The sequence below is a fragment of the Aliiroseovarius conchicola genome, from assembly GCF_041403445.1.
Classification (GTDB): domain Bacteria; phylum Pseudomonadota; class Alphaproteobacteria; order Rhodobacterales; family Rhodobacteraceae; genus Aliiroseovarius; species Aliiroseovarius conchicola.
In genome coordinates, this window is record NZ_JBGEHL010000002.1 from 79,822 (window position 1) to 103,238 (window position 23,417).

Annotated in this window: 20 protein-coding genes; 9 read left to right on the plus strand and 11 right to left on the minus strand. The window is 57.0% G+C overall.

Annotated features, from left to right (window positions below):
• Positions 1-2 precede the first annotated feature (2 nt).
• The 6 genes from trkA to dusB form a co-directional block, all read right to left on the minus strand.
• Positions 3-1,379 (minus strand): Trk system potassium transporter TrkA, encoded by a 1,377-nt coding sequence (gene trkA, locus V6N04_RS03320; protein WP_371168709.1) that lies wholly within the window; start codon positions 1,377-1,379, stop codon positions 3-5.
• Between the two features lie 87 nt (positions 1,380-1,466).
• Entirely contained in the window at positions 1,467-2,894 is a 1,428-nt protein-coding gene (ntrX, locus tag V6N04_RS03325) for a nitrogen assimilation response regulator NtrX (RefSeq protein WP_371168710.1), read from the minus strand.
• A complete protein-coding gene (locus V6N04_RS03330; RefSeq protein WP_371168711.1) occupies positions 2,869-5,124 on the minus strand; it encodes a sensor histidine kinase NtrY-like in 2,256 nt (751 codons plus the stop codon). The genes ntrX and V6N04_RS03330 overlap by 26 nt, the downstream gene beginning before the upstream one ends.
• Positions 5,125-5,241: 117 nt before the next feature.
• Positions 5,242-6,618 carry a response regulator gene (locus V6N04_RS03335; protein WP_371168712.1) on the minus strand — a complete coding sequence of 459 codons (1,377 nt, stop codon included), beginning with the start codon at positions 6,616-6,618 and terminating at the stop codon, positions 5,242-5,244.
• A gap of 2 nt (positions 6,619-6,620) precedes the next feature.
• Positions 6,621-7,703: a two-component system sensor histidine kinase NtrB gene (locus V6N04_RS03340; protein ID WP_371168713.1), complete on the minus strand. Its 1,083-nt coding sequence runs from the start codon at positions 7,701-7,703 to the stop codon at positions 6,621-6,623.
• Positions 7,700-8,680: a tRNA dihydrouridine synthase DusB gene (gene dusB / locus V6N04_RS03345; protein WP_371168714.1), complete on the minus strand. Its 981-nt coding sequence runs from the start codon at positions 8,678-8,680 to the stop codon at positions 7,700-7,702. The genes V6N04_RS03340 and dusB overlap by 4 nt, the downstream gene beginning before the upstream one ends.
• Before the next feature lie 164 nt (positions 8,681-8,844).
• On the opposite strand from dusB, the gene V6N04_RS03350 reads away from it, so the two are divergent.
• From V6N04_RS03350 to V6N04_RS03375, 6 genes are all read left to right on the plus strand, one after another.
• A complete protein-coding gene (locus tag V6N04_RS03350; protein WP_371168715.1) occupies positions 8,845-9,987 on the plus strand; it encodes a bifunctional 2-C-methyl-D-erythritol 4-phosphate cytidylyltransferase/2-C-methyl-D-erythritol 2,4-cyclodiphosphate synthase in 1,143 nt (380 codons plus the stop codon).
• 4 nt (positions 9,988-9,991) lie between these two features.
• Positions 9,992-10,492, plus strand: a complete 501-nt coding sequence (locus V6N04_RS03355) for a phosphatidylglycerophosphatase A family protein (protein ID WP_371168716.1) — start codon at positions 9,992-9,994, stop codon at positions 10,490-10,492.
• Positions 10,489-10,974, plus strand: coding sequence for a CinA family protein (locus tag V6N04_RS03360; RefSeq protein WP_371168717.1), 486 nt, complete (start codon positions 10,489-10,491; stop codon positions 10,972-10,974). The genes V6N04_RS03355 and V6N04_RS03360 overlap by 4 nt, the downstream gene beginning before the upstream one ends.
• A 173-nt stretch (positions 10,975-11,147) precedes the next feature.
• Complete coding sequence (locus V6N04_RS03365) at positions 11,148-12,329, plus strand: ammonium transporter (protein WP_371168718.1); 1,182 nt, start codon at positions 11,148-11,150, stop codon at positions 12,327-12,329.
• A 296-nt stretch (positions 12,330-12,625) separates the two neighbouring features.
• Entirely contained in the window at positions 12,626-13,900 is a 1,275-nt protein-coding gene (locus V6N04_RS03370; protein WP_371168719.1) for an HlyC/CorC family transporter, read from the plus strand.
• Positions 13,901-14,042: 142 nt separating this feature from the next.
• Complete coding sequence (locus V6N04_RS03375) at positions 14,043-14,408, plus strand: hypothetical protein (RefSeq protein ID WP_371168720.1); 366 nt, start codon at positions 14,043-14,045, stop codon at positions 14,406-14,408.
• 48 nt (positions 14,409-14,456) lie between these two features.
• On the opposite strand, the gene V6N04_RS03380 is transcribed toward V6N04_RS03375, so the two are convergent.
• Complete coding sequence (locus V6N04_RS03380) at positions 14,457-16,010, minus strand: helicase HerA-like domain-containing protein (RefSeq protein WP_371168721.1); 1,554 nt, start codon at positions 16,008-16,010, stop codon at positions 14,457-14,459.
• A 523-nt stretch (positions 16,011-16,533) separates the two neighbouring features.
• Between V6N04_RS03380 and V6N04_RS03385 the strand changes: the two genes are divergently transcribed.
• Positions 16,534-17,172: an invasion associated locus B family protein gene (locus V6N04_RS03385; protein WP_371168722.1), complete on the plus strand. Its 639-nt coding sequence runs from the start codon at positions 16,534-16,536 to the stop codon at positions 17,170-17,172.
• 64 nt (positions 17,173-17,236) lie between these two features.
• Here V6N04_RS03385 and V6N04_RS03390 read toward each other — a convergent pair whose 3' ends face one another.
• The 4 genes from V6N04_RS03390 to V6N04_RS03405 are packed head-to-tail and all read right to left on the minus strand — an operon-like array spanning position 17,237 to position 21,540.
• Positions 17,237-18,448 carry a beta-ketoacyl-[acyl-carrier-protein] synthase family protein gene (locus tag V6N04_RS03390; protein ID WP_371169160.1) on the minus strand — a complete coding sequence of 404 codons (1,212 nt, stop codon included), beginning with the start codon at positions 18,446-18,448 and terminating at the stop codon, positions 17,237-17,239.
• 14 nt (positions 18,449-18,462) lie between these two features.
• The gene (locus tag V6N04_RS03395) at positions 18,463-18,729 is read right to left on the minus strand and encodes an acyl carrier protein (protein WP_371168723.1); all 267 of its coding nucleotides are present in this window, start codon (positions 18,727-18,729) and stop codon (positions 18,463-18,465) included.
• Between the two features lie 29 nt (positions 18,730-18,758).
• Positions 18,759-19,865, minus strand: coding sequence for a UDP-3-O-(3-hydroxymyristoyl)glucosamine N-acyltransferase (locus V6N04_RS03400; RefSeq protein WP_371168724.1), 1,107 nt, complete (start codon positions 19,863-19,865; stop codon positions 18,759-18,761).
• Positions 19,866-19,917: 52 nt separating this feature from the next.
• Positions 19,918-21,540, minus strand: coding sequence for a L,D-transpeptidase family protein (locus V6N04_RS03405; RefSeq protein WP_371169161.1), 1,623 nt, complete (start codon positions 21,538-21,540; stop codon positions 19,918-19,920).
• Between the two features lie 347 nt (positions 21,541-21,887).
• Here V6N04_RS03405 and mepK point away from each other — a divergent pair, with 347 nt between their 5' ends.
• Complete coding sequence (gene mepK / locus V6N04_RS03410) at positions 21,888-22,469, plus strand: peptidoglycan L,D-endopeptidase MepK (protein WP_371168725.1); 582 nt, start codon at positions 21,888-21,890, stop codon at positions 22,467-22,469.
• Between the two features lie 129 nt (positions 22,470-22,598).
• Entirely contained in the window at positions 22,599-23,339 is a 741-nt protein-coding gene (locus V6N04_RS03415) for a glutamine amidotransferase (protein WP_371168726.1), read from the plus strand.
• Positions 23,340-23,417: the final 78 nt, after the last annotated feature.

The following is a 23,417-nucleotide window of genomic DNA, read 5'->3' on the forward strand; positions in this document are numbered from 1 at the left end:
CGTCAGAAAAAGTCGATGGTGACCTGCAACAGACGCTCCACTTCTGGAATATCTGCGGCCATCGAGAACAGGGTGATTACATCGCCCTCGTCGATGCGGGTTTTACCGGTGGGCTTTACCACCTCTTCACCCTTAAGGATCGCACCGACCAATACGCCTTCGGGAAAATCAATGTCGCGCACAGCCTGCCCGGCAATGGGCGAGGTCGACAGCACTTGTGCTTCGATCACTTCCGCTTCGGCATCGCCCAGCGAATAGACCTCGCGCACTTTGCCGTGACGAATATGGCGCAGGATCGAGCTGACTGTTTGAGTGCGCGGGTTGATATAGGCGTCGATGTCCAAAGGCTCCATCAGGTTCACAAGCGACGGATCATTGATCAAACAGATCGACATGGGACACCCGGCAGCCTTGGCCCGGACCGAGGCCAGAAGATTGACCTTATCGTCATCTGTCACCGACAGAATTGCGTCGGCGCGGGGGACGCCAGCCTCTTTCATTAGTTCCATGTTCATCCCGTCGCCGTGCAGAACAACCGTGCGCTCTAGCGCATCGGCCGCCTGTTCAGCCACAGTTCGATTGTATTCGACGACCTTGGCCCGAATACGATCGGTGCGGCTTTCCAATTCACGCGCCACCGCAAGACCCACATTGCCGCCGCCCAGAATGACCACACGTTCTTGCCGTTTTACTGACCTGCCGAACACTTCGAGCGTGCGGTTCACGTCCTCGGTCCTCGTGAACACGTATATCTGGTCGCCGGGGAAAAGTTGGTCGCCCGCCTCTGGTGCGAACAATGATCCTTCGCGCCGAATGCCAACCACCACCGCGCTGAGCGTCGAAAAGAGGTCCGTCAACTGACGCAGCGGCGTGTTGACCACCGGGCAATCTTCGGTGATCTGAATGCCTAGAAGCTGGACGCGCGCCTCCATAAAGCTTTCGATGTCAAAGGCCGAGGGCGCTTGCAAACGTTTCAACACCGCCTGGGCCACCTCACGCTCTGGGCTGATCACAACATCAATCGGCAAATGGTCGCGGCGATAAAGGTCGGAATAGATCACATCCAGATAGCTTTGCGCCCTGAGCCGGGCAATCTTTCGCGGGATGGCGAAGACCGAATGGGCCACCTGACAAGTGACCATGTTGACCTCGTCCGAATGAGTGGCCGCGATGATCATGTCCGCGTCCCGCGCGCCTGCCCGGTCAAGCACATCGGGATAGGACGCATGCCCCGCAATCCCTTGCACGTCCAACGTGTCGGTTGCTCGCGCCACAAGTTCGGCGTTGTTATCAACCACCGTCACGTCATTCTTTTCGCTGGAAAGGTGACGTGCGATTTGCCAGCCCACCTGACCGGCACCGCAAATGATGACCTTCATCCGGTTCTCCCTGATGTCACGTCAAAATCCATGGCAGAAGCCCGTGGCAGGGTCAATGCCCGCACACGCCCCTGCATGACAGGTTGCTTAAGCTTCGGCTTCCATCTCTTCGTCTTCACCGGCAACATAAGCCACGCGCGCGCCCGCTTTCGATCCGGTAACCACACCCAGCGACTTTAGCTTACGGTGCAAGGCCGAGCGCTCCATGCCTACGAAATTCGCCGTGCGTGAAATATTCCCGCCAAATCGATTGATTTGGGTCAGCAGGTACTCACGCTCGAACGCCTCGCGCGCCTCACGCAGCGGCATCATGGCAAGTGCACCCGAGACCACGACGCCTTGTTCACCGGCATCCTCGCCGGTGCTTTCCTGCCCCGGCAAATCGGTCGCCTGAATGTCGCCAGCGCCTTCGCCAAGGATCAGCACACGCTCGATCAGATTGCGCAACTGGCGGACATTGCCCGGCCATTGCATTGTCTGAAGCATCGCAAGCGCGTCTTCTGCGAACGCGCGCAGTGGCAGTCCTTGGTCACGGTTGAACATTTCCAGGAAATACTCAGAAAGCTCTGGGATATCCTCGCGACGTTCGCCCAGTGGCGGCACAACAATCGGCACCACGTTCAGGCGGTGATAAAGCTCTTCGCGGAACCGACCCGCGTCGATTTCTTCCTGCAGTTCGCGATTGGTCGAGGAAATGACCCGCAAATCAACCGAGACCTTGTCCGATCCACCGACGCGTTGGAAACGCTGATCGACGAGGACTCGCAGGATTTTGGACTGCGTACCAAGCGGCATGTCGGCCACTTCGTCAAAGTAGAGGACGCCACCATTGGCCTCCTCTAGAAGTCCCTGTTCGATCCCGCGTTCTGCGCTTTCGCGCCCAAACAACACCTCTTCCATCCGGTCCGCATCAATCGAGGCCGAGTTCACCACAACAAACGGAGCGGACGCCCGGTCGGAATTGGCATGAACATAGCGTGCAGCCATTTCCTTGCCTGCACCGGCGGCCCCGGTCAACAGCACCCGACCATTGGACTTGGTTACCTTATCAAGTTGAGATTTCAATGACTTGAACGCCGCACTTGATCCAATCATGTCAGTGGGATGCGTGTCCTTGCGTTTCAATTCCGTGTTTTCACGTCGCAAGCGGCTTGTCTCCATCGCACGCCCAATCACGACCATCAGCTGATCGATATTGAAAGGCTTTTCGATGAAGTCATAGGCACCCTGCTTGATCGCGGCGACGGCAATTTCGATATTGCCGTGGCCCGAGATGATGACCACCGGCACCTCCGGGTGCTCCCGCTTTACCATCTTCAGGATGTCGATCCCGTCCATCGCGGAATCTTTCAACCAAATGTCCAGGATCATAAGCGAAGGCAGCTCTGCCTTCACCTGCGCAACCGCCTCATCTGACGTTCCCGCCAGCCGTGTGGTAAATCCTTCGTCCACCAAAATATCCGAGATCAGTTCCCGGATGTCTCGTTCGTCATCGACAATCAGAATATCGCTCATGTTGCCCCCTGTTTGACTGTCCCGCCGAGGCTGCTTCCATCGGCAGATAGATACGGGCCATGGCACCGAAATGTGTGCCGCCCTTGTGAAAGACGGGCGCGTCCTCAAGGGTCAGACGCCCGCCATGCTCTTCGATAATTTTCTTAACAATAGGCAACCCCAGACCGGTGCCTTTTTCGCGTGTGGTGACATACGGTTCGAATAGTTTGGCCCGATCCTCTGGCAGGCCGATCCCGTTGTCGGCGATGGTTATTTCGATCCCGCCAGTGGCGTCATGCATGGCAACGCGCACCTCAGGGGTGTGTTCCGCCGGTGCGCCTTTTTCTTGCAATGTCTCAATGGCTTCACCGGCGTTCTTAATCAAGTTGGTCAACGCCTGACCGATCATCGTCGCATCGATCTCAAGATCAATTGGGCCGTCCATGAGGTCGGCTTTGATGTCGACACCTTCCTGCCCAGCCTGCTGCAACAGCACCGCATCTCGTATCAACCCGACCACGTCGGTTGCACGGCGCTCCGGCTCTGGCATTCGCGCGAATTTTGAGAACTCGTCAACGATCCGGCGCAGGTCATTGGTCTGGCGCACGATCACTTCTGTATATTGCTCAAGTGCTTCAACATCGATCCCGTCAACCTTGCTGAACTTTCGTTTGATCCGCTCGGCCGAGAGCTGAATGGGTGTAAGTGGGTTCTTGATCTCATGCGCAATGCGGCGGGCCACATCGCCCCATGCCGCCATGCGCTGGGCGGACACAAGCTCGGTCACGTCATCAAACGCCACAACATAGCCTTCAAGCCCGCCCTCGTTGTTACGACGGGTAGCAATGCGGACCAGCAGGTTCTCTTGTTTACCACCGCGCGTCAGGTGAAGCTCTTTCTGTGCGGTTTCACGACGTCCTGCCCTTACCTCGTCAAGAAGGGGCTGGAACTCGGGCACGACAAGGGACAATTCGTGTTCCTGTCCGTTCTCGTCGCTCACTTCCAACAACTGCTCGGCGGCGCGGTTCACGAATGTCACCAGCCCAGCGTCGTTAAGACCGATGACGCCCCCGGTGACAGATCCCAACACGCTGTCAAACAAACGGCGTCGGCGTTCGATCTGTTCGGTGTTTTCCAGCAAGCGGTCGCGCTGCCCCTTCAGCTGAGTGGTCATTTGGTTGAAATAACGGCCCAACATGGCGATCTCGTCGTCGCCTTCTTCTTCGCGAACCCGGACATCAAGGTCGCCCGCCCCGACCCGTTGTGCAGCGCCAGCCAGACGCCCCACAGGGCGGGCAAGCCGTTCGGCAAACCACATGCCCATCCAGATCGCTGCCAGAATCAGGATCACCGCAAAGCCCAGATATATAAGGCCAAATTGAAACAATCGCTGATCGCGCTGGCTTTCAAGTTGATTGTAAACCAGCGCCGCTTCTTGCGTTTCATCCACGAGGTCCAGAATATCCCCGTTCACATCACGGGTCAGCTGGATCAAATGATCCGAGAAGTTATCAAGTTTGATCAGCACCCGAAATTCGTTGGTCGTCCAATCCTCGATCACCACGGTTTCGCCGGACAAGGCGCGTTCAAGCTCATCAGACGTCGGCTTTTCATAGTCAAACAGGTAAGATCCGGTGCCACGGACCCGAATTTCCCCATGACTGTCAATGACATAAGCTTCGCGCAGGCCGCGCTGAATTCGCGATTGTCCTTGTTTAAGGAGCGCACCGAGTTCGGCATCTGTCACCAAAAGCTGTGTGCGTCGTTGCCGTTCCAGAAAATTCGCAATGGCATCGCCATCTTGCACAAGTCCGTCTTGGCTTTCCTGCTTATAGGCCTGAGCCGCGGATAGCGAATTACCAACCACAGTGCGCACCCTGTCCGAAAACCAACCCTCAAGCCCCATATTCAGGGTGAGCATGGCAAAGATCGCGACCAAGATTGTCGGGCTAAGCGCAATCACGGCGAATACCATGGTCAACCGCAGGTGAAGTCGGGATCCAGCGCTTTCCTGACGACGCGCGACGATCATGCGCCCGAGACCTGCCAAGACAAGCCCGGCCACCATAATCACATAGATCACATCTGCCAGAAGGATAAGGCGCAGCGTGTTGCTGTCGGCACGTTGGGTAAACGGCCCCAGCGCCAGAAATGTTGCGATGGCCAAAACGGGGCCCAGCACAATCATACCGAACGCGCCATAGGAGCCAAATTGGCGCCACCAGCGCGAGGACAAATATGTGTCCAACATTGACTTCCGCACCGCGCGTCGCGCCACTGTGCTCGCCCCTACTACTCTAGGCCGCGTTGCCGCGGCGACCGCCTTTGTGGCCGGGTCTTGTGCCCGTTTGCCACGCTTGTTGCCCTTTTACATCAATTTGCGGCGGCGTGTCACCTCGATTTCAAGCTCGGTTAGCTTTTTACGCAAGGTATTGCGGTTGATTCCCAATAAATCAGCACATTTAGCCTGATTACCCGCGGTTGCGTCCAAGGCGATTTCTAGCAAAGGCAGCTCCATTTCGCGCAAAATTCGCTGATAGAGGCCCGGTGGCGGCAATGTTCCACCGTGCAAATCGAAGTATCGCTGAAGGTGGCGCGCGACTGAGTCGGACAGACGTTCGTCCGATAAATCCGTGGGCATGACTGATGTGGCGGCCGCGCCACCAAGAGCAACGTCAACTTCTGCTGCGGTGATCTCATCCTCTGTACTGGTGACGGCCAATCGGTTCACAAGGTTCTCTAACTCCCGCACGTTGCCCGGCCAGGGAAAGGCGCGCAGGCGGTCCATCGCATCGCCGGAAAAGCGGCGTTCGGCCAAGCCTTCGCGGGCTGCGCGGGCCAGAAAATGTTCGGACAGCGCCGGAATATCCTCAAGCCGCTCGCGCAAGCTTGGCACCGGGATCACCACACCGGCCAAACGATAGTAAAGGTCTTCCCGAAATTGCCCATGCGCTGCGGCCTTGGCAAGATCACCTTGCGAGATCGCGAGCACCCTTGGCCCACCCTGCTCCAAACTGTCCAAGAGCCGCGACAGGCGCGCTTGTGCCTCGCCGTCCAGATCACCAACCCCGTCAAACAAGATTGTGCCTCCACGCGCCCGACGCACCACCTCGGCGACGCCATCGGACGGGGCAAGGTCATCGGGGGTCGCGATGATATACGGACCCTCGCTTCGATCCGAGAAATCGTGAAGCGCCTGTGCAATAAGCGACTTCCCCGTACCACTTTCCCCGGTGATCAACACCGGCAAATCGACATTCAAGACCCGTGCGACCAGACGGTAAAGGTCCTGCATCGCAGGGGTCCGGCCCACCAACGGCAAATCCGTGGCCATGTTCGACGATGCTGGCTCTGCTGCATCAAGAGCAGGCGCGCGCAGCCGTTTGCGCTCTAACGCCTGCGCCGTGCGTTTCATAAGATCCGGTAAGTCAAACGGTTTCGGGAGGTAATCGAACGCCTCGGCCTCGGCGGCCTGAATGGCTGTCATGATAGTGTTTTGCGCCGAAATCACGATCACCGGAAGATTGGGGCGCAGCGTCGCAATACGAGGCAACGCCTCAAGCCCATTTCCGTCGGGCATCACAACGTCCGAGATCACAACATCTCCGCGCCCATCCTCCACCCAGCGCATCAGCGTCGCCATAGACCCGGTTGCGTGCACCCGACAGCCAGCGCGGGTCAACGCCTGCGTCAGCACAGTTCGGATCGTGCGGTCGTCATCTGCAACAAGAACGGTGCCATCCATGGTCAGTTTCCTTTGCGGGTGTGTTGTGTGGCAACAGGCAGAGATATGCGAAACACGGTGCGGCCAGGCCTGCTGTCGACGGCGATCAACGCGCCATGATCAGTCAGAATCTTCGACACAAGAGCAAGGCCAAGACCCGTGCCGTTTTCACGCCCCGAAACAAAGGGATCGAAGACGTGATCGGCAATGTCAGGCGGCAGTCCGGGGCCGTTGTCGATCACCTCGACCTGAAGGGGCAAGCTGGCTTGGCCACCGTCTGGCAGACGCAACCTCAGACCAGCCTCATAAAAGCTCCGTATCTCGATTTTCCCTTTTCCGCCGGTGGCTTCCGCGGCGTTCTTGAGTAAATTCAAGAACACTTGCTGCATCTGGTCTCCGTCAACCCAAACCTCCGGGAGCGACGGGTCATAGCTGTCGGTTATCTTCATTCCCGGCGCAAATCCGATCTGAGCGGTGGCACGGGCACGGTCCAGAATATCGTGGATATTGACCGAGGCGCAGGCGGGTGGACGCAGATCACCGAATTGTTCCACCTGATCCAGCAATGCAACGATACGACGGCTTTCCGCCACAATAAGATCGGTCATTTCTTGATCCGACGGAGGCAAAGACATCGACAACAGCTGCGCCGCCCCGGTGATTCCCGCCAGCGGGTTCTTGATTTCGTGTGCCAGCATCTCGGCCATTCCGATGGCCTGCCGCGCTGCCACTTTTGAGCCTTGCACCATCCCAAGATGTTCAGCACCACCTTTGGGCTGCAGCAAAATAAGAATATGCTCTGCACCTGTGTCAGCATTGGTCAATGGCGCGATTTGCACATTGACTTCGCGCAGCTCGCCGCCCGCCAATGTCAGCTTTGCACCATCCACATAGAACGGTCCGCGCGTTGTCCGCACGCGCGCGACGGCGTCCTCAAGATCGATGGACAACTTTACAGCCGCATCAACTTTGGCCCCGATTACACTGCGTTCCGAGGTATTCAGAAACGCTTCTCCTGCTGTGTTCAGACGCAGGACGCATGCTGTCTCATCCAGCTCAAGCGCAGGGACAGGCAAAGCGGACCACAGATGTGTGTCTGCGTTCATGCAGCCCTCCGTTCCGTAAGGATGGCGTCGGGCAACATCGCGATCACCTCAGACGTTTCGCGGCCAGACAGTATCGTCCGACGCAGATCGGGGGGCGTCCCGGCCTGATCCATATACCAGCCAAGATGTTTACGAATGACCCGCGCCCCAAGCGTGGACCCGTAGAAATCAAGGCTCGCGCGGTAGTGTTCGACCACCATATTGGCCAATGCCTGCCCGTGCGGGATAACCGGCGCCGGCGTGCCCCAGATATCATGAGCGACTTGCGCCAGCAGCCACGGTTGGCCGCCACTTGCGCGCCCGATCATTACACCGTCTGCGCCACTGTCGTTAAGCGCGCGCTTGGCTGTGGCGGTGTCTAAGATGTCGCCGTTTGCGATGACGGGGATCGACACCGCGTCTTTCACCGGACGGATCGCGGCCCAGTTGGCATGACCCTTGTAGAACTGACACCGGGTGCGACCATGGATGGTGATCAGCTGAATGCCTGCCCCCTCGGCCAAGCTCGCCAGTTCTGGTGCGTTCAGGGTACTGTCGTCCCAACCCAACCGGGTCTTCAGCGTCACAGGAATGGACACAGCGGCCACGATCGCTTCGATCAATCGCAGAGCGTGATCAAGATCACGCATCAGCGCCGAGCCAGACATGCCGCCCACGACTTTGCGCGCAGGGCAGCCCATATTGATGTCGATCAGCTTGGCGCCGTTTTGTTCGACCATACGCGCCGCCTCACCGGCCCAATAGACGTCACGCGCAGCCAGTTGCACCGAGGTATTGGCATGACCAAACCCCAGCTCAGCGCGTTCACGCACACCGGGCTTGGCCTGAACCATTTCCTGACTTGCCACCATCTCCGACACAACAAGCCCGACACCGAAACTGGCAACAAGGTTGCGAAACGGCAGATCCGTGATCCCGGCCATCGGGGCCAGCAGAACCGGCGGCTCCAGTGGGATGTCCTTGATGTTGACTGGCATGCCTAATCCTTGTGCAATGGGGCGAGCGTCGGTGATGCCTTGTGAAATATCAACATTTCATGGGTTGTGCGAGTGGCTCGTTTGTCTTCTGCCTATTTTTTAAGCAACAATTGCCCAAATACTCACCCCATTGTCCTTCATTTCAGCACGGCCTAAACAAGGGCATGGAAATCGCAGCCATCATCGTCGCCGCAGGCCGCGGCACCCGCGCCGGAGCGGGCAAGCCCAAACAGTGGCGAGAGGTGGCAGGTGTCCCCGTGGCCGATCACACAATCGCGGCGTTCCAGTCACACCCCGATATCTCGCGATGCATATTGGTCATTCACCCAGATGATCAGGACATGGCCCGAGAACTTGACGTCGAATTGGTGCATGGCGGGGCAACACGAGACGCGAGCGTTCAGGCCGGGCTTGAAGCGTTAGAGGCCAATGCACCTGACCTGGTCTTGATACATGATGTTGCGCGTCCATTGGTCAGCGCCAAAGTGATCGACGACGTGATCAAGGCTTTGGCGCATGCGCAAGGCGCGGCCCCTGCCCTTGCGGTGACAGATGCACTGTGGCGCGGCGTTGATCGGATTGTGTCGGGCACGCAATCGCGAGACGGGCTTTATAGGGCACAAACGCCTCAAGGATTCCACTTCGCCCCGATCCTGGCGGCCCATCGCAACCATAATGGCAATGCGGCCGACGACGTCGAAGTTGCCCGCGCCGCTGGGCTGGACGTCGCCATCACCTTGGGCGATGAAGCAAACATAAAAATTACCACACCCGATGATTTCGCGCGCGCGGATCGCTTACTTCGGGAACGACAAAAGGATGGGGCCATGGATATTCGCGTTGGTAACGGGTTTGACGTGCACGCGTTTACAGATGGCGATCATGTGATCCTCTGCGGGGTAAACATTCCGCATGATCGGACGCTTAAAGGCCATTCGGATGCCGATGTAGGGATGCATGCACTGACCGATGCAATCTATGGCGCGTTGGCAGAGGGCGACATCGGGCAACATTTCCCACCTTCGGATCCGCAATGGAAAGGCGCTGAAAGTGACATATTCCTGCGCCATGCGGTGGAACTGGCCAGCGAACGCGGGTTTCGCATCTCAAACGCCGACGTGACGCTCATCTGCGAACATCCGAAGATTGGGGCCCATGCAGACGCTATGCGCGACGCGCTGGCGGGCATAATGGGGCTGGAGGTCGACCGCATATCGGTCAAAGCGACAACATCAGAGCGTTTGGGCTTCACCGGCCGCGGCGAAGGGATCGCGTCGATCGCCACCGCAACGCTGATCAAGGACTAATATGATGCAGAAATCGACCGCCAAGCTGATCGCGACATTTTTCAACGTGGGGTTATTGAAACCAGCCCCAGGCACTTGGGGCAGTCTTGCCGCCCTGCCCGCCGCTTGGATTTTGCACATGATTGGCGGACCTATCGCGCTGACAGGTGCCACCATTGTCGCCTATCTGGTCGGTCTTAAAGCGACCGAGGCTTACACCGCAGGCTCAGACGATCATGACCCAAGCGAGGTCGTGATCGACGAGGTGGTCGGCATGTGGATCGCGTTATTCCCGGTCTCGTTTGGGGCCAAGATGATGGGCGCGGATATTCTGCAGCTCTATCCCGGCTGGATCATTGGGTTCCTCACCTTTCGGTTTTTTGACATCACCAAGTTCGGGCCGATTGGCAAGGCTGACCGACGCGGGGACGCAACGGGTGTGATGATGGACGACGTCTATGCGGGCATCGCAGCCGCCGTCACTGTGATCATCGCAGCCTATGGCGCGCATATGGTGCTGATGTGACCACCGACGCCGCCACGCTTCTTGATCTGTGTCGCCGCAACGGCGTGAAGATTGCCACAGCAGAAAGCTGTACGGGTGGCATGGTCGGCGCATGGCTGACCGAAGTGTCAGGCAGCTCGGATGTGTATGAACGTGGCTTCATCACCTACTCCAATGACGCCAAATGCCAGATGCTGGGCGTGAGCCCCACGACGCTTGAGGCGCATGGCGCAGTCTCGCCAGAGGTGGCGCGTGAAATGGCGATGGGGGCGCTTGCGCGGTCCAACGCCGATCTGGCCGCCTCGATCACCGGGGTCGCTGGTCCCGGCGGGTCGGATCACAAACCCGAAGGTCGGGTATGCTTTGGTATCGCAGGCCCAAACGGGTGTCACACCGAGACCATCGAATTTGGCGCACTTGGCCGAGACGCCGTCCGGCGCGCCGCCGCAAACCACGCCATAACACGATTGATCGAAGCTGCCCGAACCATAGGCGCTGACTGAAACTCAGTTCTCAAGTCGCCTAAATCATCACCAAGCACGCCTCTGCGCGATCATTTTTTGAGCAATCCGAGATTTTTGGCCGCGAATGCCTGATAAATCGGCGCGCACCATCCCTTCCACATCCCACTTGAGCCACAAAACCGGGCAATACCAAACCCGCGAAGGAGGGGATTATGAACGGGGCAGATACCGCTTGGATCATCACGGCGACAGCACTCGTGCTGTTTATGTCATTGCCGGGGCTGGCACTTTTCTATGGCGGGCTTGTGCGCGCGCGCAACGTGCTGAGCGTCTTCATGCAAGTCTATGCCATTGCTTGCTTGATGAGCGTTCTATGGCTGGCTTTCGGCTACACGATCGCATTTGGGGACGCGACGCATGGCTGGTTTGGCAGTTTAGACAAGGCATTCCTGTCGGGCGTCACTGCGGACAGCTTGTCGGGTACCCTGCCCGAAGTTTTGTTCTTCGCCTTTCAGATGACCTTCGCCATTATTACCCCCGCGCTGATCGTCGGTGCGTATGTCGAGCGCGTTGGCTTTGGCTTCGTCCTCGTCTTCTCGGGCCTATGGATGCTGTTGTGCTATGCGCCTGTTGTCCATTGGATATGGGGCGGTGGCGCGATGGCAGATGGTGGCATATTCGGCCCAATCGGTACGCGCGATTTCGCAGGCGGCATCGTGGTGCATGAGACCGCCGGGATCGCAGCTTTATTGATCGCGATCTTCCTTGGACCCCGCAAACACCGCACCACCCCACCCCACGCGCCATGGATGGTCTTTGTGGGCGCAGCCATGCTCTGGGTGGGTTGGTTTGGCTTCAACGGCGGTTCGCAACTTGCCGCCGATGGCGGGGCCGCGATGGCGATCACGGTCACTCATATTTCGGCTGCGACCGCGTCACTGACTTGGGCGCTGTGGGAGCGGATCAAATACGGCAAAGCAAGCCTTGTGGGCATTGTCACGGGCACGATTGCCGGGCTTGCCTCGATCACGCCTGCATCCGGGTTTGTCGGACCTATCGCGGCCCTTTTCATCGGTGCGGTCGCCGGCATTCTGTGTCAGGAGGCCGTGAACCTTGTGCGCAACAAGCTCAAGATCGACGATACGCTGGACGTCTTCGCGGTGCACGGGATCGGTGGCATCTTCGGCACCATCATGATCGCCGTTCTTGGTCAGGGCACGTTCGTCGCGCAGTTCGGTGCGCTGGTCATAGTGGGGATCTTCACGGTCGTTGTCACGGTCGCTCTGATCAAGCTGGTCAGTCTGTTCCTGCCCCTTCGCGTCGATCTGGAGACCGAGACCAACGGGCTTGATCTATCTGTCCATGGAGAACGGGCCTACGATATTACGTCGTAACAGAAGGGTATCATTCAATCACATTTGCGCCTCGTTGCCGTGTTCTGGCGACGAGGCGTAATTATTTGGGTTGCGTCCTTTGTCCCAGAGCCAAAGACGTTAAGGATAAAGGGGCGTTGCCCCTCGCGGCACGGCCGCTCACCCCAGGATATTTGAGACAAGAAAAACGCCTGCGGACGGATTGCAGCACCAGATTGCGGTCCGCTCGGGTGATCGTTTCTAGCCCATCCCTTGAATGCAACAGCTTTGCCCTACATAAGACTATCGTAGGAACGAAATAGGCGAACGAGAACATTATGGACACTGGGTTTTGGATCAGCTGCGCGGCAATCGCTGCCCTTCTTGTGCTGTCGGCCTTCTTTTCGGGTTCTGAAACCGCGCTGACTGCGGCGTCTCGCGGTAAGCTGCGCAACCGTGCCGATAGAGGTGACGGTGGCGCGAAACGCGCTTTGTCGATCACCGAGGACAACGAGCGTCTGATCGGATCAGTCCTGCTCGGCAACAACCTTGTCAACATCCTCGCGACCTCGTTGGCGACGGCGCTATTCACACGTCTTTTTGGTGACAGCGGGGTCGCGCTTGCCACTCTGGTCATGACACTGCTGGTTCTGATCTTTGCCGAGGTCTTGCCCAAGACCTATGCCATCACAAATTCCGAGGATGCTGCGTCGTTGGCCTCTGGCCCCATCTCGATCATCATATTGTTGTTCTCACCGGTTGTTGCAGCCGTCCGGGCCATCACCCGTGGCGTGCTTGGTCTTTTTGGCATCAAAACCGATCCTGATAGCCAAATCCTTGCCGTTCGCGAAGAGATCATGGGCGCCATCGCGCTGGGTCATTCGGAAGGAGCGGTGGAGAAGGAAGATCGTGACCGCTTGCTGGGGGCGCTTGATCTTGGCGACCGCGCGGTGGAAGAGATCATGCTTCACCGCAGCCAGATCGAGATGATCGACGCGTCAGCCCCAGCGGTCGAGGTGTTGGAGCAAATCCTTGCCTCGCGCCACACCCGCCTGCCTATTTATCGCGACGAGCCGGAGAATATCATCGGTGTGATGCACGCCAAGGATCTGAGCCGAGCAATGTATTCGGCCCAATCGGATGGCAAGCCCATTGAAGAGTTCGACGTGCTGCAAGTGGCGATGGAGCCCTATTTCATCCCGGAAACCACGACACTTGATGACCAGATGCGCGAGTTTCTGAAGCGGCACACGCATTTTGCGCTGGTTGTCGATGAATATGGCTCGCTTGAGGGGCTGATCACGCTCGAGGATATTTTGGAAGAGATCGTGGGCGAGATTGTCGACGAGTTTGATGTACAATCCGAGCCTGAGATCAAGCCATCAGACGATGGCCACTATGTCGTTGATGGTGCCGCCACCATTCGCGATGTGAACCGCGCCAATGATTGGAACCTTCCAGATGACGAAGCCAACACGGTCGCAGGATTGGTGATTCACGAGGCACAAATGATCCCAAGCGAGGGACAGGTCTTTTCGTTTCACGGCTTCCGATTTGAAGTTCTAAGACGCGAAGGCAACCGCGTGGCTGAGCTTAAGATACAACCGTTGTAGTGTGTGTTGATGGCTGGCTTGCTACTGTCATTTCTTACGCACCAATAACATTTGAAGTCACAGAATTGTGCCCAAAATTGCAACAAAAGGCATTGTTTGTTAATAAAGGCACCTATTCTTAAACATATTCAAAGGTGATTTTATGAAATATACGGTCCTAAAGATTGGTGTGCTGTGCACACTTCTCACGGCTTGCCAGATGGGCGGCGACACATCTGCCGAGATGAAATCGATGAGTGCGAGCGATAAGAGCAGCGCTCTTACCGCGGCATTATCCGGCAAGACGCTGGCCTACGAAGACGAACGTTATACGTCCCATGCTGATGGTCGTCTGACCGGAACCAATAACACGACCGGCACCTGGGAAATCCGCGATGGGAAATGGTGTCGCACAATCGTGACGCCCGAAAAATGGAAGGGCTCTCAATGTCAGACCGTTGTGGTCAAAGGTGATAAAGCAACCTTTATTCGTAACGATGGTTCGAAGATCACATATACTATTCTGTGAGCCCCAAATCGTTGAAAAGGCGCGCTCTATATGGCGCGCCTTCGCGTTTTACCGCCCTTTGAACAGAGATCCGAATATACCCCGCACAATGCGCTTGCCGGTCGTGCCTTTCAGCTCTTTGATCACAACGTTCACAACGGCTTCACCAAACCCTTCCTCATCGGCCTTGCGTGACCGTCTGCGCGACGTTGATTTGCGATCTTCGGTGCCGGTATATCTGCGCCCGTTGTTAAAGTCGCGCAATGTCAGGGTCTCAGTTTCCTTTTCGCGACGCTCTGCTTCTTCTGCTTCTTTTGCAGCGTCGGTCGCCCGTTTGGTCAGCACCTCATAGGCGCTTTCTCGGTCTTGCAGCGTTTCATACTTCCCGGCGATTGGCGACGTTTCAACCAGGGCTTTCCGTTCCCCCGGATCAATTGGGCCAAGCTGAGAGCTTGGGGGGCGGATCAACGTACGCTCGACCACACCGGGTGCGCCTTTGGACTCCAGAAATGACGTCACCGCCTCGCCAACACCAACTTCGCGGATTGCATCTTCGGTCGAGAACCGTGGATTGTCGCGATAGGTCTCGGCGGCCTGCTTCAGCTCTTTGCGATCCTTCCCAGTGAACGCGCGTAGCGCGTGTTGCACACGGTTCCCGAGCTGACCCAAAATATCCTCGGGAACATCCGCAGGGTTTTGGGTGATGAAATAGATGCCCACCCCTTTGGAGCGGATCAAACGGGCAACCTGCTCGACCTTATCGACCAGCGCCTTAGGTGCGTCGTCGAACAACAAATGGGCTTCGTCGAAGAAAAAGACCAGCTTCGGCTTATCGGGATCGCCGACTTCTGGCAGTTCTTCGAACAGTTCCGAGAGCAGCCATAACAAGAATGTCGCATATAGACGCGGCGCACCCATCAGTTTGTCAGACGCAAGGATCGAAATGCGGCCACGCCCATCAATGTCGGTGCGAATAATATCGGCGAGGTCAAGCGCCGGCTCGCCAAACAGCTTATGGCCACCCTGGTTTTCCAGGACAAGAAGCGCGCGCTGGATGGCACCCACTGACATGGTCGATACGTTTCCATAGCGCAGCGACAGCTCTTTTCCGTTTTCACCGACCCAAACCAGAAGCGCCTGTAGATCCTTCAGATCAAGAAGCGGCAAACCCTGCTCGTCGGCCACGCGGAAGGCGATGTTTAGGACGCCCTCTTGCGCGTCCGTCAGCTCCAAAAGACGTGCCAGAAGCAAGGGTCCCATCTCGGTCACAGTGGTGCGAATGGGGTGTCCCTGTTCGCCAAACAGATCCCAGAACGTCACTGGGAACGCCTCGTAGCGATAATCGTCAAACCCGATTTTCTGCGCGCGGCTGGTGAAGGCATCATGCAGTTTGAACGTATCTGATCCCGCCTTAGCCAGACCCGCCAAATCGCCTTTTACGTCCGACATGAACACTGGCACGCCCTGCGCGGCAAAGCTCTCGGCCATGATCTGCAGCGTGACAGTCTTACCCGTACCGGTGGCCCCTGCGACAAGGCCGTGGCGGTTCGCATATTTCAGCAGCAGCCCTTGTTTGGTGCCATATTCGTCACCCCCACCACCAATAAAAATTGCACCATCCATCCGCGTGCCTCCCCGGCCATAAGAACTCTTGGGGCAAACAATACAAAATTAACCAGTCTGTGCCAGAGTGGTTTTACCCCAAGTGTCCATGACCTTGGGGCGACATCCTCCCTGTCAGACTGGCCTCGCCCTCGGGCGAGGTATTTTTTTAACATGATCAGGGCATTAGCACGTTTACCCGGAAAACGAGAGCTTTCTTTCAACGACTAAACCCTGCGCTTAAATCACCTGCATAAATTTACTTGACCCCTGCGACCAAGTGACATAGCGTCTGCCCCATAAGCCGGTCAGTCCGGCAGGGAGAGAACATTGAAAAGGGTCTGCTTGCGGGCCCTTTTCTATTTTTAACAGTAACATACTGGACCTTCCCGCAAACCGCTTCTGTCAATTTCGGCAATCTTCTGCCCAATCGCGGCACCCCTGCCCTGGCGCCAATCTAAAGCCCGGTTTGGGGCCTGACAGCCCCGCGACATCGTGTTATCCAATCGCGATACGAGACCTCAACAGTTAACAAGGAACTGACATGAAGGCAGAGCTGATGAAAACCGTGCCGTTGATTGTACTTATGGCACTGGCGTCCCCCACACTTGCGCAGGAAACAAGCACCGAGGCCCCCGCCGCCGACACAACCGAGGCCGAGGCCACCCCCGCACAGCCTACCGTTGATCTTGGCGAACCGGTGACAGATGGCCGCCAGCCCGGTCAGACTTATGTCGAAAAGGTCGTCGGTGACTGGGAAAGTAAATGCATCGCACTGCCCGAAGGACAGGGTGACGATCCCTGCCAGATGTACCAGCTTCTGAAAGATGAAACTGGCAACGCCGTGGCCGAGATTTCGATGGGACGCCTTCCGGCTGGCGGTCAAGCCGTCGCCGGCGCAACCGTTGTTGTACCGCTCGAGACCCTTTTGACGCAGCAGCTGACAATCTCGGTCGATGGTGGCCAAGGGCGTCGCTATCCGTTCCGGTTCTGCGCACAGCCCGGATGTGTGGCCAATATCGGCTTTACTCAGGCCGAGGTCGACAATTTCAAACGCGGAGCTAAGGCCACCGTTTCTATTGTTCCGGCCGCCGCACCCGACCAAAAGGTCAACCTGTCTATGTCCTTGACCGGTTTCACTGGCGCATATGACGAATTGGTTGTTCCAACTCCCGCGCAGTAGTCGCGAGCTTTAAGACAGCAAAACGCCGTCCTAAGGGGCGGCGTTTTCGTATTATATCTTTGTGTTAAGCAGCGGATCGCAATGCAAGAACCGCGTTAAGCCCGCCAAAGGCAAACGCATTTGACAACACCGCATCCACTTTTGCATCGCGCGCGACATTGGGCACAACATCCAGTGCGCATTCGGGGTCGGGTTCTTCATAACCTATTGTGGGCGCGATTACGCCTTCACGGAGCGCCATGATGCAGGCCAGCAGTTCAACCGCACCAGTACCGCCAATCAAGTGACCGTGCATGGATTTGGTGGACGAAATCATCAAGTTGTCAGCGTGATGCCCGAAAGCATCGGCGACCGCCGCACATTCCGTTTTGTCATTGGCCGTGGTCCCGGTGCCGTGGGCATTCACATAGCTCACATCTTCCGGGTTTAAGCCCCCGTCTTTCATGGCCCCGGCGATCGCACGCGACGCGCCTTGCTTGGACGGCATGACGATATCAGCAGCATCCGAGGTCATCGCAAAGCCAACCACCTCGGCCAAAATTTCTGCGCCACGGGCGCGAGCGTGTTCATATTCTTCGAACACAAAAACAGCAGCGCCCTCGCCCTGCACCATACCGTTGCGATTTGCCGAGAACGGACGACAGGCATCACGTGACATCACGCGCAGCCCTTCCCATGCCTTGATCCCACCAAAGCACAGCATTGCCTCTGACCCGCCAGCGATCATCACTTCGGCCATACCGCCACGGATCATTTGCATGGCCTGACCCATCGCGTGGTTCGAGCTGGCGCAGGCGGTGGCAACTGTGAAGCTCGGCCCCTTAAGGTTCCACTCCATCGATACATGGCTGGCGGCGGCGTTGTTCATCAGTTTGGGAACGACAAAGGGATGGACCCGGTTTTTGCCATCCTCATAAACCGTCCGATAGTTTTCATCGAGCGTGTTCATTCCGCCGCCCGACGTGCCAAGCACCACGCCCGCGCGGGTCGCAAGTTCGCCTGAGAAGCTCAACCCGGACTGGCCGATCGCCTCGCGTGCAGCCAGAAGCGTAAATTGGGTGAACCTGTCGTATAACGCGATCTGTTGACGGTTGAAGCAATCTTCTGGCTCGTAGCCTTTAATCTGTGCGCCGATGCGGATCGATAAGCGCTCAACGTCCTGAAACTCAAGATCGCCGATACCACATCGTCCCTCGCGCATCGCCTCCAGCGTCTCGGGAACATTGCGCCCAAGGGCGTTGATCGTTCCTTGACCTGTAATGACAACGCGGCGCATGTGTTGGGTCACACTCAGGCCGCCTGCTCGGCGACCAGTCCTTCGACCGCACGGACTATCGCGGCAACAGACGAGATGTCGAAATCGCTTTCGGTCGGATCATTGGCATTAAACGGCACCGAGATATCGAAGCCCTCTTCGATCGCAAAAATGCTTTCCACCAACCCAAGGCTATCGATACCCAGATCCTCAAGCGATTGATCAAGCGAGACGTCGCTAGGCTCTAGCATTGCTTGTTCTGCCAGAATTTCAATGACGCGGCTTTTGATACCGTCCGACATGGGATTTCCTTTCGCGCTTCGCGGGTTTTCTAGCCCTTGTCCACCAGTTTTGAAACAGTTTTCTGAAGGTCACGCAGCGTCTCAGCCAAGCGTGGAAGGCGGCGCAATTCGCGGCGGATGGCCATCTCGGTCTCGATCTTCACGGCGGGGCTGCCCAACACTGCACGCCCTGCGGGCACGTTAGTGTATATATTTGTGCCGCCACCTGCGATCACATCGTCTCCGATGAAAATGTTGTCGCTGACGCCAACTTTGCCACCAAGCACCACCCGGTTGCCGATCCGGGCCGAGCCTGACACGCCCACATTGCCGCACATCATCACGTCCTCGCCGACCTCGGCGTTGTGACCCACCTGAACCTGACAATCGATCTTGGTCCCGCGTCCGATCCGGGTGGCGCGGATGGTGCCACGATCAATGGTTGAGGTCGCGCCAAGTTCGACATCGTCGCCAATCTCGACCCCACCAAGCGAATGCACCCGTGCCCAATGCGCACTGCCCTCGACCGAGGCCTGCGCCTCGCCTTCGGCCATGCCATGACGCAGGCTTTCCACTGCGCTTTCTTTGTCCATGGTGACATATGAAAACCCGTCACCCCCAATAACCGAGTTCGATTGGCCAATGTAGCGGTGCCCGATCTGACACAAATGCGCAATACGTGCGCCGGGGTGCAAAGTCAGGTCATCCCCAATCACGGTGCCATAGCCAATCGAAGCGTGCGCTCCAACCTGTGCTCGTTCACCAATGATCACATCCGCACCGATTACCGCCAGCGGTCCGATGCGTGCGCCCTTTCCGATCGTGGCGGTTGGGTCGACGACCGCTGATGGATGTATTCCCTCGGCAATCCCCAAACCTGGGTCCAGCGTTCGCGTCAGCAAAGGCATCGCGGTCTTGCCACGGCTCAGGCAAATCGCGCCCCGAAGGCCCAAGGCCTGCCAATCGGCCCCTTCCCACAACAACGCTGCCCGCGCACGGCCATTAGTAATACCGTCGGCATATTTCGGGTCCATGGCCAGTGCCAGATGCTCTGGACCCGCATCGGACGGCTCGGCGGCACCTGTCAAAAGGATGTCGGGGTCGCCAAGAGCCTCGGCGTTCAGCGCGGTGGCTATCTGTGAAAGAGTGAACTGCATATGGCCTCCTTAAAGGACACCAGAACGCACGGCCCAGTGTCTTCCTAAGGACTTAACCGTCCGTGGCCGGAAGCGCCACCCCGGCGTTCTTCAGTGCCGCCCAAATCTTGCCATCCCGCCCGTAAATATCGCGACGATAGTTCATGCGACCTTTCGCAGGGGCAATTGCTGTCCGGTAAACCAAATGCACCGGCACGGGTTCGTCCAGATTGATCCGCGTTTCCTTGCGGGAATTCAGTGCTTTCTTGAACGTCCCTTCCGGGTCGTTGCTTTGCTTGGCAAGCAAGGCATAGGCAAAATCAAATGGATCACTTAGGCGAATACACCCATGACTGAAGGCGCGAACTTCGCGAGCAAACAGGTTCTTTGACGGGGTATCGTGCAGATAGATGTTGTATTTGTTGGGGAACATGAACTTCACCAACCCAAGAGCGTTGCGGCTTGACGGTGGCTGTTTGATCGCAAATGGAAAGCTGCGTTCAGTAAACGCCGTAAAGTCGACCGCTGCCCGGTTCACAACCCGGCCGCGCCGATCAATCAGTTTCAGATGGCTCACAGCATTTCGATTGCGCTTGAGCATCGGCAGATATTCTTTCGTCGCAATCGAGCGTGGAACATTCCATGTTGGGTTCACAACCATGAATTCCATCACATCCGAAAACTCTGGGCTGCGCTGATCAGACTTGTTCTTCCCAATGACTGATCGGGTCGCAAAGGTCACACGGCCTCGGTCAATGATCTTCGCAGTGAAATCCGTGAGATTCACCCATACATGGCGCTTTCCACGCTGCATGTTGGTCCAGCGTTCCCGCTCCATCGCCACCAATATCGAGGCCATACGCTTTTCGATCGGAGCGTTGATCTGCTTAATCGTACCCTCGCCGGCGACGCCATCGGCCGTCAGACCGTGATCTTCTTGAAACAGCTGGACTGCCTTCTGGATCGAGGCATCATAGGTTTTGCTGGCAGAACGCTTCAGATATCCCATACGAATCAAACGGTTGCGAAGAGCAATCACCGATGCGTTTGCCTGACCGGGCTTCAGTGATTTGGCCGGCACCGCTGGCCCCCACCCGCCGTCGGCAACCAGCTTCTCCAATCGCAAGTTCTCTTTCATCAACCGCGCATATTCCGGAGATTGTGGCGCCAAGGACTTCAAGAAACCGCGTGGGTTGGACTTTGTGAAAGCAGTAAGCAGAGCGTCGCCACTTTTACGCGGCGCTTTTCGTACGATATCGCCATCGACACGCGCCGGGATCAATATGCCACTGTTGACGTCTTGCGCATATGACACAAACAGGCGGGACATCTCGACCTCAACTCGGCCCAGCTCTCGCACGCTGTTCACGTTTTTCAACCGCGTCTTCAGAACGGCTGTATCGTAATCTGGCAATCCGTGATCATCGGCGTTTGACAAAGCCTTTAACAGCGCCACGCGGCGGGATTTGTCCCGCGGGCCCGTGCCCGTCCAAATCGGTTGATACCCATTGGTGCGATAAAACGCTGCGATTTCTTCATCTTGCGCGGCGGCTTCTGCAACGGCCTGTGCGAAAGCCGATACTTTGGTCTGCGCCTGTACGGCTGAACCCGAAGTTAGAAGAAGAATACCGAATATAGCAGTAAATAAAGCCGTAAACTGTGTGGTACAACGTCGTGGCAGCGCGTTCGCAATCATAATCTCGCCCAATAGAAAATCACCTGTAGTGAAGCCAGATATTCCACATTCTGACCGGCGGCGTCTATTCACAAAGACGAAATCTCGCCGAGAAGAACGACAGCGTGTCCAGAACTCCACCTATTGGCGCGTTTTGATCACGGTTAACTCGATTTTCACCGGTTTCAGCAAAATTCTGCCGATTTTTCTTGAACCTGTTAAGCGGTTGAATTCTTTGCTTGGCCCCCGATTCGAGTTGTGGCATAAGACTGACAGGCCTGGGGAAGAGGCGAAAACAATGTTTATCCAACTGGACAACGATCCATGTTGCACGGTGAACACAGGCAGCGATGGGACACGCTAAAACTATGACGAACGATAACTCGGTCGCATCCAAATCTCTTATTTCACGACGCAGATTGCTGGGGGCTTTTGCCGCCACAGTAGTGACGTCCGCTCCGATCTACGCCAATGCCGCCGGCTTCCTGCGCGGTGGCGGAGATGTGCGCAGGCTGGCAATGTATTCTGGCCGCACGGGCGAAACGATCAATATGATCTATTGGATCGAAGGCAAGTACATCAAAGACGCTCTGAAAGAGATCAACTATTTCATGCGTGACTGGCGTGTAGACCAAGCCACCAAGATTGACACCCGGACCATCGACATCATGGCAGCGGCGCATGGCCTGATGGACGCGCCCGAACCCTACACAATGCTGTCGGGCTATCGCTCACCCAAGACCAACGCGATGCTACGCTCGCGGTCGCGCGGCGTGGCTAAAAACTCGTTGCATATGAAGGGGCAAGCAGCTGATCTTCGGCTGAAATCCCGGTCCGTCAACCAGATCTTCCGCGCGGCTGTTGCCTGCAATGGCGGTGGTGTCGGCAAGTATTCCGGGTCGAACTTTGTACATATGGATTGCGGCGTGATCCGCACTTGGGGTCGCTAACCTCCCATTCGCACTTCTGACTGGTCAAAGCGCTCTGTCTTGGGGCGCTTTTTTCGTTGGCATAACGACATTTGATTGACCCACGACATCTCGTTTGACATCGTCACCCGGATATCTAACGAGGTACAAATGAAACCCTTTCTGATCCTGCAACTGCGCCCCGAGACCGACGCGTCAGAAGACGAATATCATGCTTTTCTAGACAAGGGCGGGCTAACGGAGGCGCAAACCCATCGTATCCGGCTTGATCAACAAGATATCCCGAGTGATCTGTGCCTTGAGGATTACTCCGGTGTCATCGTCGGAGGCGGACCCGGCTGCGTCTCGGATACACCAGAGCAGAAATCGCCGCTCGAAGCACGGATAGAGGCAGCGTGCCTGTCGCTAATGCCGCAGATCACCCAACAGGACTTTCCATTTCTCGGCTGCTGCTACGGGATCGGAATTCTTGGACACCACCTAGAGCCAGGGTCGGTCACAAAATCGAACTATGGCGAAGCGGTCAGCGCAAGCAAGTGTCAGGTCACCGAGGCTGGTAAAATTGACCCCATTCTGAACGGTGTGCCGGAAAAGTTCGAAGCATTCGTCGGCCACAAGGAAGCCCTTCAATTTCTGCCTAATGGCTGCACTCAACTGGCAAGCTCGCCCACCTGCCGGTTTCAAATGATCCGCCACGGCAAAAATGTCTATGCAACCCAGTTCCACCCAGAAGCCGACGCGCATAACTTCGAAACACGGATCGGCATCTACAAGCACCACGGATACTTCCCTCCGGACGAAGCGAGTTCGCTGATCGAGATGGTTCACGCTGCAAATGTTTATGCGCCTGCGACGATCGTGCGGAATTTTGTGAGGCTACATCACCGATAGTCCCGCGGCACCGGCTTTGCCGCCAGACGAGTCGCACCTGTCCAACCAGGATTCGCAGAGGCGTAGATCGTGTGCCAA

Bases quoted from the DNA above. Each gene is read 5' to 3' on its own strand.
- V6N04_RS03335 (WP_371168712.1), bottom strand. From the start codon at position 6,618: ATGGATGGCACCGTTCTTGTTGCAGATGACGACCGCACGATCCGAACT.
- V6N04_RS03415 (WP_371168726.1), top strand. From the start codon at position 22,599: ATGAAACCCTTTCTGATCCTGCAACTGCGCCCCGAGACCGACGCGTCA.
- V6N04_RS03370 (WP_371168719.1), top strand. From the start codon at position 12,626: ATGGACACTGGGTTTTGGATCAGCTGCGCGGCAATCGCTGCCCTTCTT.
- V6N04_RS03350 (WP_371168715.1), top strand. From the start codon at position 8,845: ATGGAAATCGCAGCCATCATCGTCGCCGCAGGCCGCGGCACCCGCGCC.
- ntrX (WP_371168710.1), bottom strand. From the start codon at position 2,894: ATGAGCGATATTCTGATTGTCGATGACGAACGAGACATCCGGGAACTG.
- V6N04_RS03365 (WP_371168718.1), top strand. From the start codon at position 11,148: ATGAACGGGGCAGATACCGCTTGGATCATCACGGCGACAGCACTCGTG.
- V6N04_RS03390 (WP_371169160.1), bottom strand. From the start codon at position 18,448: ATGCGCCGCGTTGTCATTACAGGTCAAGGAACGATCAACGCCCTTGGG.
- V6N04_RS03340 (WP_371168713.1), bottom strand. From the start codon at position 7,703: ATGAACGCAGACACACATCTGTGGTCCGCTTTGCCTGTCCCTGCGCTT.
- V6N04_RS03380 (WP_371168721.1), bottom strand. From the start codon at position 16,010: ATGGATGGTGCAATTTTTATTGGTGGTGGGGGTGACGAATATGGCACC.
- V6N04_RS03330 (WP_371168711.1), bottom strand. From the start codon at position 5,124: ATGTTGGACACATATTTGTCCTCGCGCTGGTGGCGCCAATTTGGCTCC.
- V6N04_RS03395 (WP_371168723.1), bottom strand. From the start codon at position 18,729: ATGTCGGACGGTATCAAAAGCCGCGTCATTGAAATTCTGGCAGAACAA.
- V6N04_RS03400 (WP_371168724.1), bottom strand. From the start codon at position 19,865: ATGCAGTTCACTCTTTCACAGATAGCCACCGCGCTGAACGCCGAGGCT.
- mepK (WP_371168725.1), top strand. From the start codon at position 21,888: ATGACGAACGATAACTCGGTCGCATCCAAATCTCTTATTTCACGACGC.
- V6N04_RS03355 (WP_371168716.1), top strand. From the start codon at position 9,992: ATGCAGAAATCGACCGCCAAGCTGATCGCGACATTTTTCAACGTGGGG.
- V6N04_RS03375 (WP_371168720.1), top strand. From the start codon at position 14,043: ATGAAATATACGGTCCTAAAGATTGGTGTGCTGTGCACACTTCTCACG.
- dusB (WP_371168714.1), bottom strand. From the start codon at position 8,680: ATGCCAGTCAACATCAAGGACATCCCACTGGAGCCGCCGGTTCTGCTG.
- trkA (WP_371168709.1), bottom strand. From the start codon at position 1,379: ATGAAGGTCATCATTTGCGGTGCCGGTCAGGTGGGCTGGCAAATCGCA.
- V6N04_RS03405 (WP_371169161.1), bottom strand. From the start codon at position 21,540: ATGATTGCGAACGCGCTGCCACGACGTTGTACCACACAGTTTACGGCT.
- V6N04_RS03385 (WP_371168722.1), top strand. From the start codon at position 16,534: ATGAAGGCAGAGCTGATGAAAACCGTGCCGTTGATTGTACTTATGGCA.